The sequence below is a fragment of the Mesorhizobium sp. LCM 4576 genome, assembly GCF_001854815.1.
GTDB lineage: Bacteria > Pseudomonadota > Alphaproteobacteria > Rhizobiales > Rhizobiaceae > Mesorhizobium > Mesorhizobium plurifarium.
Genome location: NZ_MDDT01000016.1, coordinates 168263 through 191307, shown reverse-complemented (window position 1 = coordinate 191307; position 23045 = coordinate 168263). Strand labels below are relative to the sequence as shown.

Below are 23045 nucleotides of genomic sequence, written 5' to 3'. Positions count from 1 at the left end.
GTCACCCCTCTTGATGTTGGCGCCAAGGCGCGATTTTTGTCGGCGCCAAGGCGCGATGGCGGGACAATAGGGGCGGACAAAAAATCCATCAAGCCGTATTCGAAAAAATTTGCCAAAATGGAAAATCGCGATATCGTGCCGCGATTGACAGCTTCCTTTTGGGTGGATTCCAAGACCATGAACCTGCATTCCGGCGCGCGGACCTTCTCGGTGACCTCTCCCGTCGACGGCTCGATCTATGCCACGCGCAGCTACGCGGACGGCGCGGCGATCGAGGCGGCTGTCGCCCGAGCCCGCGCGGCGCTGCCGGCCTGGCGGCGCACGCCGCTGCCCGAACGGCTGGCGATCCTTTTGCGCTTCGGCGAGGAGATGAAGGCGCGCGCCGCCCCGCTTGCCGAGGCGGTGGCATGGCAGATCGGCAGGCCCTTGTGGCAGGCCGACGAAACGCCGCGGCTGGCGCTGATCGGCGAGCTGCTTGCAGGTGCGGCGCCGGACACCCTGGCCGACATGCCCTTTCCGTCGGATGAAAACATCCGCCGCTATGCCAAGCCGGTGGCCGGCGGCCTGCATTTGTCGATCTGCGCCTGGAATTACCCGACCGCCATGCTCGGTTATCTGGTCACGTCGCCACTAGCCGCGGGCAATGTGGTGATCTTCAAGCATTCGCCGCAGACGCCGCTGATCGCCGAGCTTGCCGAGGAGGCGTTTCGCGCCGCCGGCGGGCCGGAAGGGGTCTTCCAGAGCCTGCATCTCGACCATCCGGATGCCGAGCGGCTGATCGCCTCCGGCGCCTTCAACGCCGTCAATTTCATCGGCTCGGTCAATGGCGGCCGGCGCGTGCATGCGGCCGCGGCCGGCACCTTCACCCAGGTGCATTTGGAGCTCGGCGGCAAGGATCCGACCTATGTGCGCTCCGACGCCGACCTCGAAGCGGCGGTTCCGCTGATCGCCGAGGGCACCTATTCCAATGCCGGCCAGTCCTGCTGCTCGGTCGAGCGCATCTATGTCGATCGCTCGATCCATGACCGCTTCGTCGAGGCACTCGTTGCGGAGACCGCGAAATGGACAATCGGGCATCCGATCGGCGAAAAGCCGATGGTGGGCCCGGTGGTGCGCGCGGTCGCGGCCGACGCCATCCGCGGCCTCACCGAAAGCGCGGTGCGGGCAGGGGCCAGGCGCCTGATGCCGCAGGATGGCGCGCTCAAGGCGGCAAGCCTCGGGACCGCCTATGTCGCGCCCGAGGTTCTGACCGGCGTCGACCACAACATGCAGATCATGCGCGACGAGCTGTTCGGGCCGGTGGCTTGCGTCCAGGCGGTCGGCGGCGACGACGAGGCGATCAGGCTGATGAACGACAGCGATTACGGCCTCAGCGCCTCCATCTGGACGCGCGATGTCGAGCGCGGCGTGGCCTTGCTCGACGAGGTCGAGGCCGGCACGGTCTATCTCAACCGCTGCGACCATGCCGACCTCTATCTGCCCTGGGGCGGCATCAAGAATTCCGGCCTCGGCCGCACCAACGGACGCGCCGGCCTGATCGAGGCGACGGCGGCGAAGGCGTACCATGTCCGCTCCGTCATCGCCTGACCGCCAAAGGCATCCGGTCGTGCTGGACCTTGAAAAACTGGGCGATGCGGCCGTAGCGGCGCTTGCCGCGGCCGGGGTGGAACGGCTGCTGCCGGATGCGGCCAGCCCTTATCTTCTGATCGCCGAGCATGCCGGCAACATCGTGCCGGCGCCGTGGCGCGATCTTGGCTTGGCGGAGCCTTATCTCGGCACGCATTTCGCGATCGACATCGGCGTCGATGCGCTGACGCGGCGGCTGTCGCGGACGTTGCGTGCGCCAGCGGTGATCGCGCGCTATTCGCGGCTGTTCCTCGACTATAACCGTCCCGCCGATGAGTGGGATTTCATGCGGCCCGACCTCGGCGGCATCCCGGTGCCGGGCAATCTGGCCGTGGACGCGGCGGACGCGAGGCTGCGCAAGCTTGTCGCCTGGGCGCCGGTCGAACGGGCAATCATCGAAGCCGCCGCCGGCAGGCGCGCGCTGATCTCTGTGCATTCCTTCACGCCGGTGATGGGCGGGGTGAAGCGCAATGTCGATATCGGCGTGCTGTGGCGGGAACAGTCGCCTTATGTCAATTCTGTGCTGAAAACACTGAGGACCCAGGGCGCGGAAGCAGGCTTCAGGATCGGCGACAACGAACCTTACGACTGGCGCCAGGCCGTCGGCTACACGCTGAACCGGCACGGGCTGCAGCAGGGCAGGCCCTGCCTCTACCTCGAGGTGCGCAACGACCTGCTTGCCGATCCGGAAACTTTCGAACGCATCAGTCGCCTTCTCGAAAATGCTTTTGCCACCGTCGCGATGTCCCTATGGCCGCAATCAGCCGTAGCCGTCTAAAGGCTGGACGCTCAAATAGCGGAACGCTAGAGCGTTTCACCGTTTCACGGAAACGGYGAACCGCTCTATCTCTTTGTTTTTACGCAATTCCGGACGGAAAACCGCTCACACTTTTCCTGGAATTGCTCTAGAGCTTGTCAAATTGGAAACACGGCAGCCAAGGGCGTGGACAATGCAAGGCAATGTGGGCAGCAAGATCCGCGACGCTCGCAAGCAGCAGAACATCACCTTGCGTGACCTCAGCGAGCGCTCCGGCCTTTCCGTTTCGCAGCTCTCGAAGCTGGAGAACGGCAAGGCCAGGCTGACCGTCGACATCGCGCTGATGATCGCCGGCGTGCTGCATGTGCCGGTGGCCTCCTTCCTGTTCAGCCCGAAGCCCGGACCGCAGGCGCGCCGCTCGATCACGCGCGCCGGCAGCGGCATCCTGCATGAAGGCAACGCCATGGAATTCGAGGTCTTGTGCAGCGATTTCCGCGACAAGACCAACATTTTCTGGCGCGTCACGCTGCGCGCCAGGAACTTCGAGGAAAAYGGCGGCTGGCGCAGCCATTCGGGTGAGGAGTTCATCCATGTGCTGAGCGGCAGCCTGCAGCTCCACACGCTCCACTACGACCCGACCGTGCTGCAGCCCGGCGACAGCATCTTGTTCGACGGCGAAATGCAGCACGCCTATGTCGCGCTCGGTGACGAGCCCGTCATCATGCTGATGTCGAACACGGTGCCGCGCGACGGACTGCCGCCGGGAGCAGGCGTCTGACCGACGGGCCAAGGCCTTTCCGTTCAAGAATTTTTCTAAAATGGAAAAAAATACTTGTTCTGGAAAAGTCGGGGGACTAGCATCCTTTTGACCGGCCGACAGGAGAACAGCCAGCGGCCGGGAATGGGAGAGATGACCGATGCTGTCGGTTGAGGCAGTCAGCAAGACATTCGGCGGCGTGCAGGCGTTGCGCAACGCCTCGCTGACCTGCGAGGCCGGCGAGATCCTCGGCCTCATCGGTCCGAACGGCGCAGGCAAGKCGACGCTCGTCAACGCCATTTCGGGCGTGCTCAAGCCAGACAGCGGCAGCGTGCGCCTGGCGGGCGAGGAGATCACCGGCCGCGGCCCCGAACATTGCGCCCGGGCAGGGGTCGGCCGCACCTTCCAGACCATCAGGCTGTTCAAGGATTTGACCGTACGCCAGAACGTCGAGGTGGCACATATCACCTGCCGTGCCGTGCGCCCCGACGCCGCCAAGCGCATCGGCGTCGATCAGCTGCTGCAGCAATATGAGCTGGCAGGCTTCGCCGACAGCCCGGCCGGAACGCTGCCCTATGGCAGCCAGCGCCGGCTCGAGATCGCCCGTGCGCTGGCGCTGGGGCCGTCCCTCCTGTTGCTTGACGAGCCGGCCGCCGGCCTCAACGAGGCCGAGTCGGAGACGCTGGCCATCGCCATCGAAGGCATCCGCCGCGACGTCGGCTGCGCGACAATCGTCATCGATCACGACCTGCGCTTCATCAACCGGCTCTGCGACCGGCTTTGCGTGATGGACCAGGGCCAGGTGATCGCCTCGGGCGAGACGGAAGAAGTGTGGCGCGATCCGCGCGTCATCKAAGTCTATGTCGGGCAGTCGGAGACAGCCTGAGGGCCGGGAAGAACAACCGCAATGAGAGGAAGGAGGGGTAGAATGGAAAAGATTTTGCTGGGAGCCGCGGTCTTGACCGCGGGGCTGCTGCAGGCAGGGCATGCGGGCGCGGCCGACCTGAAGATCGGGCTTGCGGTCGCCATGACCGGCGCCTACGCGCCCTACAGCGAGGCCGAGGGCGCGCGCTGCATGGCCGATAGACTGAACAAGGCGGCAGGCGCGAACGATCCCAAGGTCGAGCTGATGATCGAGGACAACCGCTCCGACCCGCAACTTTCGGTCTCGCTCGGCCAGAAATTCCTCGATGCCGGCGCGCAGATCATCACCGGCGTGCCGTTCCCCGATGCGCTGATCCCGATGGCGCAGACCGCGCAGTCTTACGGCGCCACCGTGTTCTCGGCGCCGAACACGCAGCTCGAGATGCAGCAGGCCGGCCTCGACAATTTCATCGCCGGCGCGGTGCCCGATCCGATCAATGCCGCGGCCACCGCCAACGCGCTTTACGGCAAGGGCGCGCGGACCGTGGCGCTGATAGTGTCGCCCGATGCGGGTTCCTATTCGGAGAAGCTGCCGGAGTGGTTCGGCGAGGTGTTCGAGCATCTCGGCGGCAAGGTGGTCGGCAAGTTCAACTATTCCTACGGCACCACCGACTGGTCGCCGCAGATCGCCTCGATCAAGGCGTTGCCGCAGAAGCCGGACGCCATCCATATCTGCGCCGTGCTGCCTGATGTCGGCATCCTGATCCGGCAGCTGCGCGCCAATGGCTACGACGGCTGGGTGGCCGGCTGCGACGCCTTCGACGACAAGTCGCTGGAAGGCACCGTCGGCGATCCGAAGTCGCTGGAAAAGGTGATGTTCGCGACCCACGGCGCGACCGGCGTCGACGGGCCGATCGACAAGTTCCTCGCCCAGTGCAAGGCCGACGGCTATAAGATCAACGGCATCTTCGACGCTCTCGGCGCCGACATGGTGCAGATCAGCTACGAAGCGGCGAAGAAGGCCGGCACCGTCGATCCCGCCGCCTTGCGCGAGGCGATCCGGGCGCCGGGCGGCTATCCGGGCACGACGGCGCCGACGATCTCGTTCGCCGAGAAGAAGGGCTATCCGGTCAAGGCCGTGCCGGTGATGGGCTTTGCCGACGGCAAGCGGGTGCTGATCACCGACACGCCGCCGACCTTCGTTCCGGCGCTGAACTGAAGCGGAGCGGGGAGACGTGCTGAAGGTCGAGAAGCTTGTCGTGCGCTATGGCGCCGTCATGGCGGTGCGCGAATTGTCCCTCGAGGTCGGGCAGGGCGAGCTTGTCGCCCTGCTCGGGCCCAACGGCGCCGGCAAGAGCTCGACCATCAACGCACTGACCGGGCTGGTCACGCCGGCTTCGGGGCGCATCGTGCTCGACGGCAAGGATATCTCGCATGTCCGCACCGAGGACCGCATCCGCGCYGGACTGACCTCGACGCCGGAAGGCCGGCACATCTTCTCCAACCTGAGCGTCGGCGAGAATCTGCGGCTGGGGGCCGCGACAAGGCGCGACCCGGCCGGCGTGCGCCAGGATATCGAGCGGTTCCTGTCGCTGTTCCCGGTGCTGTCCGAACGCTACGGCCAGGCGGCCGGCACGCTTTCGGGCGGCGAGCAGCAGATGCTGGCAATCGCCCGTTCGCTGATGTCGCGGCCGAAGCTGTTGCTGCTCGACGAGCCGTCGCTCGGGCTGGCGCCCAAGATCGTGGCGCGCATCTTCGATTTCATCGGCGAGCTCAAGGCGCAAGGGCTGACGCTGCTGGTGGTCGAGCAGAACGCCAAGCAGGCGCTGCGCTTCGCCGACCGCGTCTATGTCGTGAGCTCGGGCACGCTGCGCTATGACGGACCGCCGGCCAGGCTCGCCGACGAGCACGGCCTGTTCAACCTTTATATCGGCGGGTAGGCGACGATGGATTACGCCTTGCAGCAACTCCTCAATGCGCTCGCCTTCGGCGCCGAATATTCGCTGGTGGCGCTTGGACTTGCCGTCGTGTTCTCGATCATGGGGCTGGTGAATTTCGCGCATGGCGAGATCATCGGCGTCTCGGCGTACAGCGTGTTCCTGGCAGCGGCGCTCGGGCTGACCTCGCCCTTCGTCGCGGTGCTGCTTGCCGTCGGCATGGCCGCACTTGCGGCGGTCGTGTTCGAGCGCGTCGCTTTCAGGCCGGTGCGTTACGCGCCGACCACGACCGGGTTGCTCACCGCCTTCGGCGTGTCGATCGTGGTGCAGAACCTTTTCATGCTTCTGATCTCGCCCAAGCCGCAGTCGGTCTCGGTCCTCAACGGCCTGAACCAGATGTGGTTCTTCGGCCCCTTCGCCGTCTCCTCGCTGCAGGTGATGGAACTGATCGTCTCCGGCCTGACCATCCTTGCGCTGGTGCTCTTCCTCAGCCGCTCGACTCTCGGGCTCGCCATTCGTGCCGCCTCGCGCGACTTCGCCACAGTGCGGCTGATGGGGATCAAGGCAAACCGCGTGATCGCCACGGCCTTCGCGATTTCTGGCGCGCTGGCGGGCATCGCCGCCGTCTTCATCCTGGCGCGGCGCGGCAGCGTCTCACCCGATCTCGGCTTCGGCCTTGTGCTGAAGGCCTTCGTCGCCTGCGTCATCGGCGGCTTCGGCTCGCTGCCGGGCGCTGCTGTCGGCGGCATGCTGCTCGGCTTCATCGAAGTCGGCCTGCTTGTCGCGCTGCCGCAGGAATATGCGGGCTTCCGGGACGCGCTCACCTACGCCATCATCGTCGCGCTGCTTGTCTACCGGCCGGAGGGTCTGCTCGGCCAGCGCATCGAACTCGGCGACAAAGAGATTTAGGGCGGGGGATCCGACGTGGCAGGCTCCGAACTCTCGCAAGCGGTCGACCAGATGGCGGCTCCGACCGGCGCAACGCGATCCAACAATGCGCCGGTCCGCTCGCTGATCGGCGGGCTGGTGACGGCGCTGCCGGTGTTGGTGATCGGGCTCCTGGTGCTGAATTTCGCGCCGACCTACTACACCTTCCTGGCGCTCGGCGCCTTCGTGAACCTGATCGTGGTGGTCGGGCTGCAGGTGTTCATGGGCAATTCCAACATCGCCAATCTCGGCCACAGCGCCTTCGTCGGGCTCGGCGCCTATGGCGTCGCCATCCTGTCGACGCCGCTTGCCATGAAGAAGCTGTCGATCCCCAACGCGCCGTTCGGCTTTGCGACGCTGGAGCTCGATCCGGTTTCGTCGGCGCTCATCGCGCTCCTGGTCGTCGGCATCGTGGCGCTGGTCAGCGGCAAGGTGATCAGCCGGCTGTCGGGAGTTGCGGCGACCATCGTCAGCCTGGCGCTGCTGATCATCGTCCACTCGGTGTTCCTCAACTGGACCGATCTGTTCAAGGGCAACCAGGCCTTTTTCGGCATCCCGAAAGTTGTCGGCCTGCCGTGGATGCTGGTCTTCGCAGTGCTGGCGATCGTGGCGGCGCGGCTCTTCAAGGACAGCCGCTGGGGCCTGCAGTTGCGAGCCAGCGCGCAGAGCCCGCAGGCTGCCGCGGCACTCGGCATCGATGCGAAAAAACTGCGGCTGATGTCATGGGTGCTGTCGGCGCTGATCTGCGGACTCGCCGGGGTGCTCTACGCCTATTTCGCCGGCACGATCAGCCCCAAGCTCTTCTATTTCCAGATGATCTTCAACACGCTGGCGATGCTGATCCTCGGCGGCATGGCGACGGTGACGGGAGCGGTGACCGGCGTCATCGTGCTTTCGATCGGACTGGAATTCATCCGCAGCATCGAGTCCGGCGTGACCGTCGCGGGCATCCAAATGCCGCAGCTGCTCGGCCTGTCGGRCGTGGCGCTCGGCGTGGTCATCGTGCTTTGCATGGCGTTCCGGCCAAGCGGCATCAGCGGCCGGCATGAGCTCGACGAGCTCTTCTCGCTTCTGTTGCGGCGCAACGCCAAATAGCTCAGTCATTTCCTGGTGGAGGGTTGAACGTGGAATTTGAGGACAGGGTGGCGGCGTATGCGCCGAAGCTCGAAGCGCTGCAGGCCGAGCTCGCCAAGCGCGGCGTCGAGTTCGTCGAGGTGCATACGGTCGACACGTCGGGCGTCGTGCGCTCCAAGATCGCGCCGCTGAAGCTCTCCACATCCGGCGAGTCGATCAACGCCATCCTCTATTGCGTCACGCATGGCGATGGCCAGCCGATGGGCGACGTCGCCTTCGCTTCACCGAGCGCCAATGAGGAGAACGGCTTTCCCAACATCAAGGGCATCATCGATCCGGAGACGGTGGTGCAGCATGGCTGGAAGCCCAAATTCGCTTCCGCCATCACGCGCTCCTACATGCTTGACGGCGCGCCTTGCGCCTACGATCCGCGCAACGTCCTCGCCCGTGTCGAGGAGCGCGCGCGGGCGCTCGGCTACGAGCCGAAATTCGCCCTCGAATACGAGTTCGGCATTTTCCACGCCGACCACGACCTGATGCGCGCGGGCCGCTATCGCGAGCTGAAGCCGTGGGGCCATTCGCTGATCAACTACGACTTGGTGCGCAGCGGCGAATACCAGGATTTCGCCGCCGAGTTCATCACGCGCATGAAGAGCATCGACATCGGCGTCGCCTCGCTCGTCACCGAATATGGCTATGGCATGTATGAATACGCGCTGACACCGAAGAGCGCGCTCGCCGCGGCGGATGCCGCCATGCGCGCCAAGCTGCATCTGCGCGAGCTGTGCGCCGAGCGTGGGCTGGTCGCCACCTTCATGACGCGCTTCCAGCCGCCGGGCAAGGAAAGCGCCTGCGGCGCGCATCACCATGTCAGCCTGTGGCAGGACGGCAAGCCGGCCTTCGCCGCCGGCCCGAACCGGCTGACGCCGGTCGCCGAGAAATTCCTTGCCGGCGTGCTCAACCGCATGCAGGAGACGCATATCTTCTTCCGGCCGACGGTCAATTCCTACCGCCGCTTCGATCGCGGCGCGTGGTCGCCAGAAGACGTCGCCTGGGGTTTTGAGAACCGCACCGCGCCGATCCGCGCCATCACCACGCCGAACGATGCCGCCTGCCGGTTCGAGCACCGGGCGCCCGGCGCCGACGTCAATCCTTATCTCTCGATCGCCGCGATCCTGGCGGCCGGCTGCGAAGGCATCGAGAAGAACCTGCCGCTCGAGGCGCCGGTGACGAGCAACCTCGCCAATCTCGACAAGCCGAAGCTGCCGCGCACGCTGAACGCTTCCATCGAGGCTTTCGCGGCATCCGATTTCTGCGCCGAGGCTTTCGGCGAAGCCTTCCGCGACAATTACGCCGAGAGCCGCCGCGCCGAGCAGGCCGCCTTCGATGCCTGGCAGGCCTCGCACATCACCGACTTCGAATGGCAGCGCTATTTCGTCAGCTGAGCCAGCAAACCATAGGCGCGTCACAACCCGGCGATCAGTTCCGCTGATCGCTGGGTCAAGCGAATTGGTGTGACAAGCGGGGCGACGCTCCCTACATGAGGCCGCCTAAAGAGCGTCGCGCTGAACGAATCCAGGCGATGCGCTTTAAATGATGCATGTCGTTGTCCCAGAACCGCTGCGCACTTCTGGGCGACGTGCACTAGGAGCGRCTTGATGACGGCGGAAGCAATCTCTGAGAGCAGGGCCGGCGGCGATTTCTGGGACGGCGTGCGATTGTCCACGCCGGTCGTCGTCGCATCTGCGCCGTTCGCGATCCTGTTCGGCGCGATCGCCGTCGACAACGGTTTCTCCGTCCTCGAAGCCTTCCTGATGAGCGCCATGATCTATGGCGGCGCCAGCCAGATGGTCGGTATCGAGCTGTTCGGCCAGCACGTCGCGCCATGGCTGATCGTGCTGTCGATCTTCGCGGTGAATTTCCGACACGTGCTCTATTCGGCCGGCATCGGTCGGCGCATCGCGCATTGGCCGCTGCTGCAGCAGGCCGCCGGCTATTTCATCCTGACCGACCCGCAATTCGCCATCGCCGAGGCGAGGGCGGAGTCGGGCCGTCCCGTCGGCTTCGTCTGGTATCTGGGGCTCGGCCTGCCGGTCTACGTGTTCTGGGTGATCGAAAGCGGATTGGGCGCGGTCTTCGGCAAGATGATCCCGGACACGCATGCGCTGGGCATCGATTTCCTTTTGCCGATCTATTTCCTCGGCCTGGTGCTCGGCTTCCGCAAGCGGCCGCTCTGGGCCCCCGTCGTCGCCGCCAGCGCCGTCGCCTCGATCATCGCCTATCGGACCGTCGGCTCACCCTGGCATGTCTCGATCGGCGCGCTTGCCGGCGTTCTCCTGGCGGTGATCCTGCCGCCGCACCATAGCGGCGTGGGCAAGCGGCCATGAGCACGACCTTCTGGATCATTCTCGCCGGCGCCGTCGCCACCTATCTGACCCGGGTCGGCGGCCATCTCGTCATCTCGCGCTTCGAGACCATCCACCCGCGCGTCGAGGCGGGGCTGAACGCCGTGCCGGCCGCGGTGCTCACAACACTTGTCGCGCCGGAACTGCTCAATGCCGGACCGGCGGAATGGGCAGCGCTGATCGTCACCGTGCTGGTGTCGCTGCGCGGTGGGTTGATGTCGATGTTTTTGGCCGGCGCGGCGGTTTTGGTCCTGGCGCGGCAGTTTGTGGGGTAGGTTTTCCATCCTCAATGCTTGGCGCTGCCCCTCATTGCTCCGCAGCAGCTGCGGAGGGTGGACCGGGCATTTCTCCCTGTGAATGGTCCTTGCTGGGGAGATGCCTGGCAAGGCAAGGGGGCGCTGTCCCGCCAGYCTATCCCTCGTCATTCTAGGGTCTGCGCGCGTCGCTTCGCTCCTTGCTCCGCCCTAGAATGACGAAGAACACGTTGCCGCTTCACGCGAGAATCCTAACCTCAAATCTTCGCGTCGTGCGGTAGCGGCGCGGTGGCTTTCTCCAGCCAGGCCAGCGTCTCGCCGTCGACCATCGGGCCGATCTCGGCCAGCACCCAGGCGTGATAGCGGTCGAGCCATTGCAGCTCGTCCCGGTGCAGCAGGTCGGTGCGGATGAGCCGCTTGTCGATCGGCGCCAGCGTCAGGGTCTCGAAGCCGTGCATGGCGATGTCGCCGCCTTCGATCTGCTCGGCCGGCGTCACCAGGATAAGGTTCTCGATGCGGATGCCGTAGGCGCCTTCCTTGTAATAGCCCGGCTCGTTGGACAGCATCATGCCGGCGAGCAGTTTTTCGGTGCCGGTGCGGGCGATGCGCTGCGGCCCTTCATGYACGGCGAGATAGGAGCCTACGCCGTGGCCGGTGCCGTGGGCGAAGTCGCAGCCATGCTTCCACAGCGCCATGCGCGCGACGGCGTCGATCTCCGAGCCGCGCGTGCCGGCGGGGAAACGCAGCGTCGAGATGCCGATCATGCCCTTCAGCACCAGGGTGAAGCGCTCGCGCATCTCCTGCGTCGGCTCACCGATCGGCACGGTGCGGGTGATGTCGGTGGTGCCGTCCTGATACTGGCCGCCGGAATCGAGCAGGAACAGCTCGCCGCTCTCGAGCTTGCGGCTGGTGGCGCGCGAGACGCGGTAATGCATGATCGCGCCATTCGGGCCAGCGCCCGAAATCGTGTCGAAGGAGACGTCGCGCAGCGGCATCTGCGTTTCCTCGCCGGTCTGGCGCCGCACCTCCTCCAGCTTGGTGACGACCGCTATTTCGTCGAGCGTGCCCGGCTTCTGTCGGTCGAGCCAGCACAGCAGCTTGGCGACCGCGGCGCCGTCGCGGCGATGCGCGGCGCGGCTGCCGGCGATCTCGGCCTGGTTCTTGGTCGCGCGGGGAATACGCGCCGGGTCGGCCGCTAAGACGACCTTGCCGCCATTGTCCTCGACCAGCATGCGGAGCTTCTCCGCCGCCAGCACCGGGTCGAGCGCGATCTTGCCGCCGTTCTTGGCGAGATCGGCGATGGCGGTTTCGAACTCGCTTGGGTCATGCGGATCGGCAAGCTGGGTAAGATAGGCCGCGACCTGCCGCGAGAACTTGCGCTGGTCCATGAACAGCTGATGCTTGCCGTCGGCGGCGAGGATGGAGAAGCCCAGCGCCAGCGGCGTGTGCGGCACGTCGCCGCCACGGATGTTGAAGGCCCAGGCGATCGAGGAGGGATCGGTCAGCACCGCATGGGTGGCGCCATCCTTTTCGATCGCCCTCGCCAGCCGCGCCAGCTTGTCCTTCGCCAGCTCGCCGGCAAGGTTTTGCGGATGGATCTCGACCGGCGCGCGCGGCGGTTCCGGTTGGTCCTTCCAGATGATGTCGATAGGATTCCTGTCGAGCGGCACCAATGTCGCGCCGGACTGCTCGGCCGAGGCCTTCAGCGCCTTGATCTCGCCGATCGTGTGCAGCCACGGGTCGAAGCCGAGCCTTGCGCCCTTGCCGAGATTGTCCTTGATCCAATTGGCCGGCGGATTGTCGATGAGGCTTTCGACGGTGAAGATCGAAAGGTCGACCTCATTGCGCACCTGCAGCGTGTAGCGGCCGTCGACGAAGATGAAAGCACGATCGCGCAGCACGATCGCGACGCCGGCCGAACCGGAGAAGCCGGTCAGCCATTTCAGCCGCGCCGAGCGATCGGCGACATATTCGCCCTGATGCTCGTCCGCGCGGGGGACAAGGAAGCCATCCAGGCCATTCTCGGCCAGCCATTGCCGCAGCAGCGCCACGCGCGGCTTACCGACGGCCGGATCGCCTGCGGAATCAAAGGTCTGGAACATTTTGGGCTCCCTCGAGTGGCTTGCGGCGACCGTAGCGCATGATCGTGAAAACCGGAATCGATTTCGGCAGGGCCAGACCTGCTGGATGCAAGCCGATCTCAGCGCTTGAGGTGGATGGTCACCCAGCCCTCGCGATGCAAGGTGCGAACGTGGCGGAAGGCTTGGCCGACATAGGCCGAGATCACCGCATCGCGCTGCCGGTCGAGGATGCCGGAGAGCACCAGCGAGCCGCCGAGCCTGACGTGTTTGGCCATTTCGGGCGCGAGCCGCATCAGCGGCCGGGCGAGAATGTTGGCGACGACGAGGTCGAAAGGCGCGCGCCTGGCGAAGATCGGATGATGGAAGCCCGGCGCCGTCACCGTCTCGACCAGCGCCTTGACGTGGTTGAGGCGGGCATTGGCGGCGGCGACGCGGACGGCGACCGGATCGATGTCGGTCGCCAGCACGGGGATATGCGCGAGCTTGGCGAGCGCAATCGCAAGCACCGCGCTGCCGGTGCCAAGGTCGAGCGCGTTGCGCGGCCGCTCGCGCAGCACCACCTGCTCCAGCATTTCGAGGCAGCCGGCCGTGGTGCCGTGATGGCCGGTGCCGAAGGCAAGGCCCGCCTCGATCTCGATGGCGAGGTCGCCAGCGTGGCGTTTGGCGCGGTCGTGCGAACCATGGACGAGGAAGCGGCCGGCGCGCACCGGCTTCAAGCCTTCCAGCGAGCGCGACACCCAGTCCACATCTGGAAGAACCTCGCGCTCGACGGGTTTTTCCAGGCCCAGACCGGCGAGGATGTCCCTAACCCGCGCCTCGACGGGATCGACGTCGCCATCGGCATAGAGCGACACTTCGTGGACGTCGTTGTCCTCGTCGAGTTCCAGCACGGCGATCGGCAGGCCGTCATCCTCGAAGGCTGCCTCGAGCGCCGCGAAGATGCGGTCGGCTTCAATCTTGTTGGCGGTGRGGTGGAGCCTGGTCTGCGACATCAGGTTTGGCCACCCRCAGCCAGCCGCTTCAGCTTGGCGATCGCGGTGTCGGCGCTTTCACCATAGGCGATGGTGCCGGCGAAGTCGCCCCTGGCATTGAGCAGCAACACCGAAGCCGTATGGTCCATCGTGTAGTCGCCATCGCCGGTGTCGACCTTCTTCCAATAGATGCCGAAGGCCTTGGCCATGGCATGCACCTTGTCCGGATCCCCGGTGATGCCGGTGATGCGGTCGGAAAAGTTGCTGACATAGGTGTTCATCGTCTCCGGCGTGTCGCGCTCCGGATCGACGGTGACGAAATAGGCGTTGAGGTTCTTGCCGCTGTCGCCCATCGTCTTCAGCCAGCCGGCCAGCTCGAACAGGGTCGTCGGGCAGACTTCCGGGCAATGGGTGAAGCCGAAGAAGACGACGCTCGGGTGGCCCCTGAAGGCGGCTTCGGTGATCGGCGCGCCTTTCTGGTCGACCAGGGTGAAGGGCGCGCCGAAGGGCTCGCCGCCATAGTGGCCGCGGTACCAGTCGAATGTCAGCCAGCCGATACCCGCCGCCATCAGGACGAGAATGCCGATCAGGATTGAACGCATCATCAGTGAATGTCCGTCGCCATTGCTTTGGCTAAAGCCAGTTTGGCGACAGTCTTAACGGGTCGGCGCAGGGCGCGCAAAGATGTCGCGTTGCCGCAAGCGGCCGTGCAGTCCGATTGCGGCTTGCAAACGCCACGATCCTGTCCCACCTGACATCGGCAAACGTGAACCGAGGAGGCTTCCTTGCGAAAACTGATCGGCTTGTTCGCCGCCTGTCTTGCCCTGAGCGCCGGCGCGGCCATGGCTGACGAAGTGGGTAAAGTGGGTGTCGACTGGGTCGGCAACGACATCATGGTCGATGCGATCAAGGACCCGAAGGTCGACGGCGTCACCTGTCATGTCGCCTATTTCGACCGCAGCATCATCGACCGGCTGCATAAGGGCAACTGGTTCGAGGATCCTTCCGATTCCTCGATTTCCTGCCGCCAGACGGGGCCGATCAGCATCGGCGACATCGACATGAGCGAGGGCGGCGAGGAGGTGTTCAAGCAGGGCCTCAGCCTGATCTGGAAGAAGCAGGTGGTGAACCGCATCTACGACAAGAAGAACGAGACGCTGGTCTATCTGTCGCATTCGCGCCAGGTGCAGAACGGCTCGGCGAAGATGTCGATCACGACCGTGCCGCTCTACGGCCAGAACGTGGTGTGGACCAAGGGCAAGCCGCAATAGCTTCCCGACAGGGCAGGCAGCGACAAGCCGCGCTTGCGGGGCCGTCCCCGCCGGCGTAAAGCCCCCTCATGGACCGTCCTGAAAACCTTGTCCTCAAGGACCCCGAGCCGCGCATCCATCCAACCGCGGAGCTGAAGGGATGCAAGCTAGGCCGCTATGCCTCGATCGGCGAGCGGGTGATCCTGCGCGAGGTGAGCGTCGGCGACTTTTCCTATTTCGAACGTCATTGCGAGGCGATCTACACGACGATCGGCAAGTTCTGCTCGATCGCCGCCAACAGCCGCATCAACGCGCTCGAGCACCCGATCGAGCGGCTGACGCAGCACAAGGTCAGCTACCGGCCGAACGAGTATTTCCGCTGGCTGGGCGTCGACACCGAATTTCGTGCGCGCCGGCAGGCGAAATCGGTCGGTGTCGGCCACGATGTCTGGATCGGCCATGGYGCGGTCGTCATGCCGGGCGTCACGATCGGCAATGGCGCCGTCATCGGCGCCAATGCCGTCGTGACGCATGACGTCGCGCCCTACACGATCGTCGCTGGCGTTCCGRCCAAGCCGCTGCGCCGGCGGTTCCCGGCAGCTGTCGCGGCACGTATCGAGGCGCTGGCCTGGTGGGACTGGACGCCCGAGAAACTGGCGCGYGCAATCCCCGACATCCAGGCTATGCCGATCGAAGCCTTTCTCGATCGCTGGGAAGACAATACCCCCTGATCTACCTGCACCCCCGATCTATTTACCATTGCCCGTAACCAAGGTTTTTAACGTAAAATATTAGCGTTAAAAATTGGAAAACGGCGTGTATATATCGGATTAATCACTCTGTGGTTGCAAGCATTTCCGCAAAATGTACAAGTCTCTTCGGAGGTAATATCGGGGTGAAGTTGAAGGAAACACCGCAAGCAACAAAGGAGAGTAGTCATGAAGAAGTTCGTATTTGCACTCACCGCAGCTGTTGTTGTTTCCTTCTCGTCCGCCGGCGCCTATGCCGGTGGCTGKGGTGGTAGCTCGGGCAGCCTCATCAACGTGTCGCCGAACGTCAATCTCGGCGCGTTGAATGGCGTGCTCAACGGCAACAACATCCTCAACGGTAACGTCGTTTCGGGCATTCTGAACGGCAACAAGACCAATGTCGTTTCCGGTATCCTCAGCGGGATCGGCGTCAACRTCGGCAGCAACAACTACTCGCTGAAAAGGCACTGAGCAGAAGCGCGGAAAGCTAGCATCCGCAACGGACAGGAGGGGCTCGCACACCCTCCTGTCTGTCGTTTCTGGCCGCCGACTGGCGGGCTTGGCCGCAAACGTTAGATGTTCGTACGTACGCCGACGAAGGCGTCGACCGTGCTCTCATGCTCGTCGAGAATGGTCTTTTCTTTCTGCGCGTAATCGACACGGAACACGATGTTCAGCGACCTGGTCGCGCCCCAGGTGGCCTCGGCATAGACGCCCTTGCTGCGCTCGACATTCTCAAGCAGCAGATTGTCCTTGAGCTGGGCAAAGATCCCGGTGCCCACGGCAAGATTTTCGCGCAGCTTCAAGCCGAGCTCGAGCTCGGCGCGGCGCAACCATGAGGCCAGGGGATCGTCGGTGTCGGATGTCTCGTAGCGGCCGAAGCAGGTGCCGCGCAACTCGAATCCCTTCGGCAGCGGTTTGACGAAATTTGCCTGCCAGGCCGGCAAGACACGCTCGTAGATGCCGTCGGCGCCGCGTAGATACTGCGCGCCGAGCGCCAGGCCGAAACTCGAGCCGTCCTTGCCCTTGAAAGCCGCTTCGGCCTGCGCGGTGTACTGGAAGAACGAAAGCTGGAGCGGCGGGAAGCCGACACGTTCGACCGAAGCCAGCAACGCCGATGTCGAGCCGCCGAAGGCATATTCGCCGACGGTCCGCGTCAATCTTGCCGCCACCTGGGAAAGGATGCGGTCGGCGTGAAGCTTGGTCGGCGAAATGAGATCGTCCTGGAAATGGGTGTCGCCGACCTTCTCGATGCTCTCCGTGGCCTCGATGGTGAGCGAGGTCGCATTGCCGAGATCGACGCCGAACTGCCCTTGAGCGCTGAAAATCTGCTTCAGTTCACGCGTGCCGATGATGAGCGGRCCGATCCCCAGATCGTCGCCGGTGCTCAGCACGCGATAGCTGAGCGTTCCGCGCAGCTCGAGCCCTGCCTCCAAGCGCCGGAAAGCTTCCGCCGACAGCGCCAGCGAACGGTCGTCCTCAATCGAGGCCCTGTCGTAGCGCGATGCCTCGAAATCGGCATGGATCCTGGCATTGGCGTCGGCATCGCCCCATTGCTGGTCGATCGAGCCGCGCAGCAGCGTGTACCAATCGGTGACGGCGCGATCGCTGTCCAGCGCGTTGGTGGTCCAGTGCTGTTCTATGCTGCCGGTGATCTTCGGATCCGTTCCGGGATCGGCTTTTGCCTCAGCGCTGACCAGCAGAAGGCCGAGACACGCGGCGCCGCCAAACAATCCGGGTGAAAGATAGCGCGTGACAGGACGGGGCGTTTCGATGGTCATGCTCCGCGCTCTGATCGTGAGTGCCCCTTCCGCCATGCGGGGGTGGCGCAGCGGAAGGGGCTTGGAGGTAAACCGCCGTGAAGCGGAAGGAACAGGCTTTCTGGCCTGCACCGGCACTATTGCAAACAAACGGATAAGGTGTTTTTTCGCGCGCCTGCGCCTTCTGCGTGTATCCGATTGTGGCTGCGCGCGGGCATGAAGATTCGTTCCATGGGAACCGGAGCGGGCGGCAGCTTGTTTCTTCGCAAATGCCTGCGCATCCACGGTTCGAGGGACTTGCATGATCGAGAAAGTTTTTACGCGGATAGCCAACCAGGTGGCACATCTGGCGGGCCTGCCGGCCACCTTCGCCATCTGCGTGCTGATCGTGGTTGCATGGGCGGCAAGCGGGCCGATCTTCGGATTCTCGGACACCTGGCAATTGGTCATCAACACCGGCACCACCATCATCACCTTCCTGATGGTGTTCCTGATCCAGAACACGCAAAATCGTGATGGCGCGGCGATCCAGGCCAAGTTGGACGAACTGATCAGGGTCGGCCGCGCCCACAATCATTTTATCGGCATCGAGCACCTCACGGAATCGGAGGTCGAGGAAATCCGCTCGAAATGCGAGGCGGCGGCGAAACGGCATGATCGCGAGATCGCCGAAAAGGCAGCCGACAAAGCCGCGACCGGAAAGAACGGGGGCAGGCATGCGCCAAAGAACGCTACCAAGCATGCGTCCAAGACCGCCGGCGCGGGCACGAGGAAGACCGCGGCCGGGAAGAACGCCTCGAAGAAGAAAGCGACGGCTTGAGGCGGCCGTCAGCGATTCATGAAGGCCGCGAATGCGTCCTTGTGATCGGGATGCCAGCGCGACAAGGCAGGGCGGTTCTCGATGATGTCGCCGATGGCCCACGCCATGYGTTTTTCATCCGTCGGCCGCGCCACCTCATTGTCGGGGCACAGGATGTAGAAATCGTCGTCGATCAGCGATGCCAGCATGAAGTCGATCACCTGCTCGCCGGTCCAGGCGCCGGCGGGCTTTTGCGTCGCGCCTTCGGTCAGGCCGGTATAGGTGAAGCCGGGGATCAAAAGATGCGCCGAAACCTTCGCCCCCGGCTCGTTGCGCAGCGCGTGCGCCAGCCCCTCGGTAAACGTCTTCACGCCGGCCTTGGAGACGTTGTAGGCGAGATTGCCGGGCGGCGTGGTGATGCCTTGCTTGGACCCGGTGTTGATGATCAGGCCGGGCTTGTCCGCCGCGAGCATGCGCGGCGCGAAGGCCTCGACGCCGTGCACGACGCCCCAGAAATTGATGTCGATCAACCGCTTCCAGGCGTCGCGGTTCTCCCAGGGCTTGCCCGGATTGTTGCCGACGCCGRCATTGTTCATCAGCACCGACACCGCACCGAAGGCGTCGTGAGCGAGCTCCGCCAGCCGGTCGACCTCCTCGGCCTTGGACACGTCGGTGGGAATTGGAAGGACGGCATCGTCGCCGGCAACCGCGGCGATGGCCTGCTTCGCCTGATCGAGGCGCACGCCGCCGATGTCGGCAAGCACCACCTTCATGCCCATTGCCGCGAACCGTTTCGCGGCGGYAAGGCCGATGCCGCTGGCGCCGCCGGTGACGACGGCGACATTGCCGGAGGCGAAAGCGGGCAGGGCGGTCTGGATCTGGGCGTCGCTGGTCATGCTTTCCATCCTTGTTCGGGTCGGGTCGAACTTAACGCCGGACGCCACCGAGGCAAGGCTGGTTTGTCCCGATAGGCGACCGCGATGCCCGCAATGGGTTGACGACTTACAGTCGCAATGGGTTGACCATCGCTGCGCCTGCCGCGCATGCTGTTCAAAAAAGGAGCTCGGTATTTGACCGATTGGATCGGAATCCTGAAAGAGCAGACTGCCAATGGCGACCAGATGGGCCGCGAGGTGCCGAAGATGCTCGCCAATCCCGATATCAGCGAGGCGCAGGTGAAAACACTGTTCGCGGCGCTGGAGAAGCAGGCGGATTTCGCCGAGAAGCTGCGGCTGGCGCTGGAGAAATTCGGCCACGACTTCCCGATCATCAAGGCGGCAGAGCGGCTGGAGGAACGCTATGCCGACCTTGCCGCCTCGGCTGCCGAGAAGCTCAAGGCGATGCGCAAGTAGGTTCTATTTTTCGATCAGCMTCTCGAAGCGCTTGTCGGGTGYAAACCAGACGGCCGCTACAACCACGTAGATCGCCACGCTGATCCACTGGTTGAAGAAACTGAGCAGGACCGCGGCGATGTAGAGCGCCAGCGAGATCTTGCCCTTTTTGTCGTGCCCGACGGCCTTGGCGAAGGTCGTGTCGGCGCCGTGCAGATGGCGCAGCTTTATGACCAGGATGGTATAGGCGACGGCGCAAAGCGCGAGGTCTATGCCATAGACTGCGACCGGCGCGGGCGCGAAATGGTTCTCTCCCATGAATGCCGTGGTCACCGGCATCAGCGACAGCCAGAACAGAAGGTTCAAATTGGCCCACAGCACGCGTCCGTCGATGCGCTGCACGGTGTGGAACATGTTGTGCAGATTGTTCCAGTAGATGCCGACATTGATGAAGGAGAGCACATAGCAGAAGAAGATCGGCCACTGCGGCAAAAGCGCGGAAAAATCCTCGCCATGCGRCACTTTCAGTTCCAGCACCATGATGGTGATGATGATGGCGACGACGCCATCGGTGAATGCCTCGACCCGTCCCTTGCCCATGATTCCTCCCTCGCTGTGCGCAGACGTTACGGGAGGATGCAGCGGCTGACCATCCTGCCAGAACTGTCAGGAGGGCGTTCGCTCGCTGGAACGGCGCCATTATTTAGGCGTTGGGCTTGCAACCCGGAGATCGCCATGACCAGCTACGCTCAAACCATGACGCGTGACCATGAGCTTGGCGGGGGCGCCGCGATGACCGCCGTCGCCGCCATGATCGCCGCGCTCTTTGCCGGCAGCACCGCTCTGACCCCGCTTTACGTGATCTACAAGCAGGCTTTCGGCTTCTCGCAGGTTACGCTGACGCTGGTCTATGCCGTCTACGTCGTCGGGAATCTGGCGGCGCTGCTGTTTTTCGGCCGGATGTCGGATGTCGTCGGCCGCCGTCCTGCCGCGCTTGCCGCGATGGGTGTTGCCGTGGTCAGCGCGCTGTTTTTCCTCTTCGCCGAAAACCTGGCCTGGCTCGACATCGCCCGCATTCTGAGCGGCCTTGGCATCGGTGTCGGCGCAGGCGCCGGCACCGCCTGGCTTGCGGAGATGATCGAAGGCAAGGACAAGTCGCGCGCGGCCGTCATCGCCACCAGCACCAACTTCATCGGTCTTGGGCTCGGCGCGCTGATGGCGGGGCTGCTCGCCCAATATGCGCCCTGGCCGCTCAGGCTGACATTTGCGGTCTATCTCGTGCTGCTTGCGTTGGTGACCGTGCTGATCTGGCGCACGCGGGAAACGGTCTCCAGTCCGGGGCGGCTCTCGGACGTCTCGCTGCGGCCACGGCTTTCGGTGCCCGACGATATCCGCGCGCAATTCGTGGCGCCCGCGGTGACGGGCTTCGGCGCCATGGCGCTTGTCGGCTTTTATGCCGCGCTGGCGCCGAGCATCCTGGCGCAGCAGCTCCATGCGACCAATCACGCCGTGGCTGGCGGTCTGTTCTTCGAATTGTCGATCGTGGCGGCGGCGACGATTGTCGGCACCGCCCGGCTGTCCAGCCGCTCGACCATGCTCGCGGCGCTCGTCCTGATGATCCCGGCCGTGGCACTGGTCGTCGCAGCGCAAATCTACGCCTCGATGGCGCTCATGATCGCCGCGACGGCGCTCTGCGGCGTGGCGGCGGCGCTCGGCTATCGCGGCGGCCTGCAGGTGGTCAACCAGATCGCGCCGGGCGACCGTCGCGCCGAGGTGGTTTCGGCCTTCTTCATCTGCTGTTTCTGCGGCAACGCGCTGCCGGTGATCGGCATCGGCATCCTGTCGAGCCTGGCGAGCGCGACAACGGCAAGCCTCGCATTTGCCGGCATGATCATCATCTTCTCGCTGGTGGCGCTCGGTTTCGGCGTCAAATACGCGCGGTAGAATCGCCAACCCGCTCTAACTCTTTGTTTTCGCGCAATTCCGGACGGAAGCCGCTGCGCACTTTTCCTGGAATTGCTATAGCTATTCTGTCTCCGGCAGGAGTTGCGCGCGCTGGCGCGGCACGCCGAGGCCGGTGTCGGGCGGCTCGCCGGCGGCCGGCCGGTCCTCGATCATATGCATCGTGCGCCAGCGGCCGAAGCGGTAATAGGCGGCGGCGAGCACGAGCGAGGCGATCGAGCCGGCCGGAAAGCTCCACCACAGCGCTTCCTGGCCGATGACGCTGCGCATCGAATAGGCAAAGCCGGTGCGGATGATCAGCACCGAGATGATCAGGATGATCAGCGGCGGCATGACGGCGCCGGTGGCGCGCACGGTGGCGAACAGCACGATGGTGACGCCGAACAGGATGAACGACCAGGACGCCGCCTTATTGATGTGGGCGGCGATGTCGATCGCCACACTGTCGTTGCTGAGGAAGAGGCCGAGGACCGGGCGATCGAAGGCGAAAAGCAGCGCCACCAGCGCGCCGGTCAGCACCAGGTTGAAGCCGACGCCGGACGCCGCGACCTGGCCGATGCGGTCCCAACGGCCGGCGCCGACATTCTGCGCCGCCATCGAGGAGACGGCGGCGCCGATCGCCAGAGCCGGCATCTGGATATAGGTCCAGAGCTGGGCTGCGATGCCGTAGGCGGCGGCGACCTGCGAGCCATAGGAATTGACGATCCCCATCACCGTCAGCGCCGCGGCCGAGATGACGATCATCTGAAGGCCCATCGGAATGCCCTTGAAGACGACGATGCGCAGCAGCGATGGATCGGGCCGCAGCAGAGCAAGGTCCGAGCCAGCCAGCCGCAGCGGATGTTTTCGCGCATAAAGCACGGTCAGGATGGCGATCACGCTCACCGTCTGGCCGATCAGCGTCGAGGTCGCCGAACCGGCGATGCCGAGTTCGGGGAAGGGGCCGAGGCCGCGGATCAGCAGTGGGTTGAGCACGACATCGAGCACGACCGCCAGCGCCATGAAGACGAACGGCGTGCGGGAATCGCCGGCGCCGCGTAGCACGGTCATGACGAAGGACAACAGGTTCATCATCGGCACGGCGACGAAGATGATGCGTAAGTATGCGCGCGCCAGCGGCAAGGCATCGGCCGGCGTGCCGAGCCCGGTCAGGATGGYGTCGACCCAGATCCAGCCGCAGACGGCGAATACGACCGAGACGAGGAAGAAGAAAGTGGCGCTGGTGCCGACGATGCGCTTCGCTTCGGGCAGGTCGCGGGCGCCGACCGACTGCGCTACCAGGATGGTCGCCGCCATGCCGATGCCGAACACGGTGCCGAGGATGAGGAACAGCACCAGATTGGCGTTGGAGGTGGCGGTCAGCGCCGCTTCGCCAAGGAAGCGGCCGACCCAGACCGCGTTGATCGATCCGTTCAGCGACTGCAGCACGTTGGAGCCGAGCACCGGCAGCGCGAACAACAGCAGCGTGCGCGGGATCGGACCGCTGGTCAGGTCGCCAGTCCGCCGGCGTGCGGGCTTTTTGTCATCCATGGCAGCACCGA

At 64.5% G+C, this 23045-nt stretch carries 24 protein-coding genes; 17 read left to right on the top strand and 7 right to left on the bottom strand.

All coding sequences use genetic code 11. The features are described 5' to 3' along the window. Nucleotides 1–177: 177 nt before the first annotated feature. The 11 genes from LCM4576_RS08655 to LCM4576_RS08605 all read left to right on the top strand — a co-directional run bounded on the left by LCM4576_RS08655 (nucleotide 178) and on the right by LCM4576_RS08605 (nucleotide 10622). Nucleotides 178–1587, top strand: coding sequence for an aldehyde dehydrogenase family protein (locus tag LCM4576_RS08655; RefSeq protein ID WP_071031747.1), 1410 nt, complete (start codon nucleotides 178–180; stop codon nucleotides 1585–1587). After that, nucleotides 1565–2404 carry an N-formylglutamate amidohydrolase gene (locus LCM4576_RS08650; RefSeq protein WP_071074223.1) on the top strand — a complete coding sequence of 280 codons (840 nt, stop codon included), beginning with the start codon at nucleotides 1565–1567 and terminating at the stop codon, nucleotides 2402–2404. The genes LCM4576_RS08655 and LCM4576_RS08650 overlap by 23 nt, the downstream gene beginning before the upstream one ends. A gap of 172 nt (nucleotides 2405–2576) precedes the next feature. Next, entirely contained in the window at nucleotides 2577–3161 is a 585-nt protein-coding gene (locus LCM4576_RS08645; RefSeq protein WP_040982255.1) for a helix-turn-helix domain-containing protein, read from the top strand. Between the two features lie 139 nt (nucleotides 3162–3300). Next, nucleotides 3301–4026, top strand: a complete 726-nt coding sequence (locus tag LCM4576_RS08640; protein WP_071031697.1) for an ABC transporter ATP-binding protein — start codon at nucleotides 3301–3303, stop codon at nucleotides 4024–4026. Nucleotides 4027–4068: 42 nt separating this feature from the next. After that, the gene (locus LCM4576_RS08635; RefSeq protein WP_071031696.1) at nucleotides 4069–5223 is read left to right on the top strand and encodes an ABC transporter substrate-binding protein; all 1155 of its coding nucleotides are present in this window, start codon (nucleotides 4069–4071) and stop codon (nucleotides 5221–5223) included. Nucleotides 5224–5239: 16 nt separating this feature from the next. After that, nucleotides 5240–5944, top strand: coding sequence for an ABC transporter ATP-binding protein (locus LCM4576_RS08630; RefSeq protein WP_041007815.1), 705 nt, complete (start codon nucleotides 5240–5242; stop codon nucleotides 5942–5944). Between the two features lie 6 nt (nucleotides 5945–5950). Beyond that, the gene (locus LCM4576_RS08625; RefSeq protein WP_041007813.1) at nucleotides 5951–6850 is read left to right on the top strand and encodes a branched-chain amino acid ABC transporter permease; all 900 of its coding nucleotides are present in this window, start codon (nucleotides 5951–5953) and stop codon (nucleotides 6848–6850) included. A 15-nt stretch (nucleotides 6851–6865) separates the two neighbouring features. After that, a complete protein-coding gene (locus tag LCM4576_RS08620; protein WP_244510716.1) occupies nucleotides 6866–7963 on the top strand; it encodes a branched-chain amino acid ABC transporter permease in 1098 nt (365 codons plus the stop codon). A 29-nt stretch (nucleotides 7964–7992) separates the two neighbouring features. Then, nucleotides 7993–9387 carry a glutamine synthetase family protein gene (locus LCM4576_RS08615; protein ID WP_071031745.1) on the top strand — a complete coding sequence of 465 codons (1395 nt, stop codon included), beginning with the start codon at nucleotides 7993–7995 and terminating at the stop codon, nucleotides 9385–9387. A gap of 213 nt (nucleotides 9388–9600) precedes the next feature. Then, on the top strand, nucleotides 9601–10329 hold the full coding sequence (locus tag LCM4576_RS08610) for an AzlC family ABC transporter permease (RefSeq protein ID WP_071031695.1): 729 nt from the start codon (nucleotides 9601–9603) through the stop codon (nucleotides 10327–10329). Beyond that, nucleotides 10326–10622 (top strand): AzlD family protein, encoded by a 297-nt coding sequence (locus LCM4576_RS08605; RefSeq protein ID WP_071031694.1) that lies wholly within the window; start codon nucleotides 10326–10328, stop codon nucleotides 10620–10622. Before LCM4576_RS08610 ends, LCM4576_RS08605 begins: the two co-directional genes overlap by 4 nt. 236 nt (nucleotides 10623–10858) lie before the next feature. Here LCM4576_RS08605 and LCM4576_RS08600 read toward each other — a convergent pair whose 3' ends face one another. From LCM4576_RS08600 to LCM4576_RS08590, 3 genes are all read right to left on the bottom strand, one after another. Further along, nucleotides 10859–12703, bottom strand: coding sequence for an aminopeptidase P family protein (locus tag LCM4576_RS08600; protein WP_071031693.1), 1845 nt, complete (start codon nucleotides 12701–12703; stop codon nucleotides 10859–10861). A 98-nt stretch (nucleotides 12704–12801) separates the two neighbouring features. Continuing rightward, nucleotides 12802–13674, bottom strand: a complete 873-nt coding sequence (locus LCM4576_RS08595) for a 50S ribosomal protein L11 methyltransferase (protein WP_071031692.1) — start codon at nucleotides 13672–13674, stop codon at nucleotides 12802–12804. Continuing rightward, nucleotides 13674–14258, bottom strand: coding sequence for an SCO family protein (locus LCM4576_RS08590; protein ID WP_071031691.1), 585 nt, complete (start codon nucleotides 14256–14258; stop codon nucleotides 13674–13676). Before LCM4576_RS08590 ends, LCM4576_RS08595 begins: the two co-directional genes overlap by 1 nt. A gap of 237 nt (nucleotides 14259–14495) precedes the next feature. On the opposite strand from LCM4576_RS08590, the gene LCM4576_RS08585 reads away from it, so the two are divergent. The 3 genes from LCM4576_RS08585 (at nucleotide 14496) to LCM4576_RS08575 (ending at nucleotide 16123) form a co-directional block, all read left to right on the top strand. Continuing rightward, nucleotides 14496–14924, top strand: coding sequence for a CreA family protein (locus LCM4576_RS08585; RefSeq protein WP_083354877.1), 429 nt, complete (start codon nucleotides 14496–14498; stop codon nucleotides 14922–14924). 68 nt (nucleotides 14925–14992) lie between these two features. Further along, on the top strand, nucleotides 14993–15634 hold the full coding sequence (locus LCM4576_RS08580) for a DapH/DapD/GlmU-related protein (RefSeq protein WP_071031689.1): 642 nt from the start codon (nucleotides 14993–14995) through the stop codon (nucleotides 15632–15634). Nucleotides 15635–15841: 207 nt separating this feature from the next. Next, complete coding sequence (locus LCM4576_RS08575; RefSeq protein ID WP_071031688.1) at nucleotides 15842–16123, top strand: hypothetical protein; 282 nt, start codon at nucleotides 15842–15844, stop codon at nucleotides 16121–16123. A gap of 101 nt (nucleotides 16124–16224) precedes the next feature. Here the strand turns inward: LCM4576_RS08575 and LCM4576_RS08570 are convergent, their stop codons facing one another. Then, nucleotides 16225–17880: a hypothetical protein gene (locus LCM4576_RS08570; protein ID WP_244510720.1), complete on the bottom strand. Its 1656-nt coding sequence runs from the start codon at nucleotides 17878–17880 to the stop codon at nucleotides 16225–16227. On the opposite strand from LCM4576_RS08570, the gene LCM4576_RS37120 reads away from it, so the two are divergent. Then, nucleotides 17768–18232 (top strand): low affinity iron permease family protein, encoded by a 465-nt coding sequence (locus LCM4576_RS37120; RefSeq protein ID WP_407067365.1) that lies wholly within the window; start codon nucleotides 17768–17770, stop codon nucleotides 18230–18232. The two genes, LCM4576_RS08570 and LCM4576_RS37120, sit on opposite strands and share 113 nt — an antisense overlap. A gap of 8 nt (nucleotides 18233–18240) precedes the next feature. Here LCM4576_RS37120 and LCM4576_RS08560 read toward each other — a convergent pair whose 3' ends face one another. Then, the gene (locus tag LCM4576_RS08560) at nucleotides 18241–19107 is read right to left on the bottom strand and encodes an SDR family NAD(P)-dependent oxidoreductase (RefSeq protein ID WP_071031744.1); all 867 of its coding nucleotides are present in this window, start codon (nucleotides 19105–19107) and stop codon (nucleotides 18241–18243) included. Nucleotides 19108–19281: 174 nt separating this feature from the next. Here LCM4576_RS08560 and LCM4576_RS08555 point away from each other — a divergent pair, with 174 nt between their 5' ends. Then, the gene (locus LCM4576_RS08555; RefSeq protein ID WP_041007796.1) at nucleotides 19282–19563 is read left to right on the top strand and encodes a hypothetical protein; all 282 of its coding nucleotides are present in this window, start codon (nucleotides 19282–19284) and stop codon (nucleotides 19561–19563) included. 3 nt (nucleotides 19564–19566) lie between these two features. Here the strand turns inward: LCM4576_RS08555 and LCM4576_RS08550 are convergent, their stop codons facing one another. Further along, on the bottom strand, nucleotides 19567–20142 hold the full coding sequence (locus LCM4576_RS08550) for a TMEM175 family protein (protein ID WP_071031686.1): 576 nt from the start codon (nucleotides 20140–20142) through the stop codon (nucleotides 19567–19569). Nucleotides 20143–20277: 135 nt separating this feature from the next. Between LCM4576_RS08550 and LCM4576_RS08545 the strand changes: the two genes are divergently transcribed. After that, a complete protein-coding gene (locus tag LCM4576_RS08545) occupies nucleotides 20278–21486 on the top strand; it encodes an MFS transporter (RefSeq protein WP_071031685.1) in 1209 nt (402 codons plus the stop codon). Between the two features lie 81 nt (nucleotides 21487–21567). Here the strand turns inward: LCM4576_RS08545 and LCM4576_RS08540 are convergent, their stop codons facing one another. Then, on the bottom strand, nucleotides 21568–23034 hold the full coding sequence (locus LCM4576_RS08540; RefSeq protein ID WP_071031684.1) for an MATE family efflux transporter: 1467 nt from the start codon (nucleotides 23032–23034) through the stop codon (nucleotides 21568–21570). Between the last annotated feature and the right edge of the window lie 11 nt (nucleotides 23035–23045).